Consider the following 1,859-nt stretch of genomic DNA (forward strand, 5'->3'; position numbering starts at 1 on the left):
AGGCGCGCGGGCCTCCGGCGACGGAGGGAAGCCGTGAGCTTTCTCGCGTACGCCCGCTACGCGGGCCGCATCTTCAAGAAGCGGGGCGCCGACCCGCACTACATCGTGCTCTTCGTCACCGACGTCTGCAACGCGCACTGCGGGCACTGCCTTCTCGGCGCGGTCCGTCCGGCGACCCAGGAACTCAGCGTCGACGAGTACGAGAAGATCTCCCGCAGCATGGGGAAGATCCTCTTCCTCCTCCCCACGGGAGGGGAGCCCTTTCTCCGGGACGATCTCTCCGAGATCGTGCGGATCTTTTGTAGGAACAACCGGGTCGCCAACGTGGGGATCCCGACGAACGGATCGCTCACCGTGAAGGTCGTCGAGCAGGTGCGCCGCATGCTCGCCGAGAACCCGGGCGTCGATCTTGCGATCGACGTGTCGATCGACGCGCTCGGAGAGGAGCACGATCGGCTGCGCGCCCTTCCCGGACTTTTCGAGAAGTGCCTTTGGACTCTCCGCGAGCTCCAGACGATCGAGAAGGAACACCGGAACTTCAACGTCAACGTCTGCACCACCATGTCCGCCTTCAACCAGAAACATGCGCTCGAGACCACCTCGGTCTTGCGACGCGAGCACGGGGTCCGAAACATCAACAATCTCGTCGCGCGGAAGGGGGCCCGCTCGGAGAGCGCGCTCGGAGTAGACGCCCGTCTCTACGAGGCGTGGGCGAAACGCCTTCGCGAGGAGACGGAGACCGATCTCCTGAACGGATATCACGACTATCCCGGAGCGGACGTGATCAACGCGATGAAGAACATCCGCCAGGACATGATCACGCGCATCGTGCGGGGGGAGAAGGGGTATCAGGTCCCCTGCTACGCGGCGAACCTCGCGGGCGTCATCTATGCCGGCGGAGACGTCTATCCGTGCGAGATCCTCGAGGAGCCGCTCGGGAACCTCCGGGAAGTCAACTACGACTTCCGCAAGATCTGGTTCTCGAAGAAGACGGAAGAGGTGCGGCTGAGGATCCGCGAGACGAAGTGCTACTGCACCTACGAGTGCTTTCTCACCAACAACATCCTCTTCACACCGCGGATGCTCCCGAAGGTGGCGATCGAGTACGGGCGGCTGAAGGCGCGGCGCGCGCTCTCGAAGATGGGTTTCGGAAGCTGATCGGCCCGGAGGGGACGTCTCCTATTCCGTTTCGTCCGGCGGCGGCGTCTCGGGGGCAGGACTCGTTCGGGGAACCGCGGAGGGCTTCCCCCCGTCGCATCGGATCGCGAAGATCACGACCGGACGTTCCTTTCCTCCCTTGCTCGTGAGGACGACCCTCTCCTTCTCTTGCTTCAGCTCCATCGCCTCGTCCGTGTAGATGGGGAGGAAGCCGCGCGGAAGGCTGACGGCGATCTCGTGCGCCGTGCGGTAGAGGAAGTTAAGCTTCGCGCTGTCCTCGAAGTACATGTTCGCGTCCTTCATCTTCGCGACGAGCCGGAAATCGTAGCGCCCGCCCGGCGCGATCGGCTGCGGGTAGGCGACGCGGATCTTGGGCTTCCCGGCCATCCCTTCGTTGATGCGCTCCCAGCGGAGCGGAGTGCCTCCCTTTTCGGGAGCCGCCTCGAGGACCTCGATCGCGGCGTCGTACGGAAGGACCTCCATCGACTGGCTGCCCGCCTGCAGATCGGTGAAGCGGTACGTGACCGTGAGATCGTTCGCGCGCGGATCCCCGAGATCGACGAAGAGGATCGCCGGGGAAGCGAGAGGGGTCGCGAGAAGAAGCAGCAAGACGAGCGCGATTGTTCGTGTCTTCATCGGCCTCCTCCACCCGACTCGCGCGCTGCATCGCTCGACAGCTTCCGGAGCCGAACCGCCGTTCC

Annotated in this window: 2 protein-coding genes; one reads left to right on the top strand and one right to left on the bottom strand. The window is 64.3% G+C overall.

The window, feature by feature from the left end:
• The first annotated feature begins 33 nt into the window (after positions 1-33).
• Complete coding sequence (locus FJY73_14375; protein MBM3321845.1) at positions 34-1,158, top strand: radical SAM protein; 1,125 nt, start codon at positions 34-36, stop codon at positions 1,156-1,158.
• Positions 1,159-1,179: 21 nt separating this feature from the next.
• Here the strand turns inward: FJY73_14375 and FJY73_14380 are convergent, their stop codons facing one another.
• Positions 1,180-1,794 carry a hypothetical protein gene (locus tag FJY73_14380; protein MBM3321846.1) on the bottom strand — a complete coding sequence of 205 codons (615 nt, stop codon included), beginning with the start codon at positions 1,792-1,794 and terminating at the stop codon, positions 1,180-1,182.
• Between the last annotated feature and the right edge of the window lie 65 nt (positions 1,795-1,859).

The organism is Candidatus Eisenbacteria bacterium, assembly GCA_016867715.1.
Classification (GTDB): domain Bacteria; phylum Orphanbacterota; class Orphanbacteria; order Orphanbacterales; family Orphanbacteraceae; genus VGIW01.

Excerpts from the sequence above, each read along its gene's own strand:
- FJY73_14380 (MBM3321846.1), bottom strand. The coding sequence starts at position 1,794 with ATGAAGACACGAACAATCGCGCTCGTCTTGCTGCTTCTTCTCGCGACC.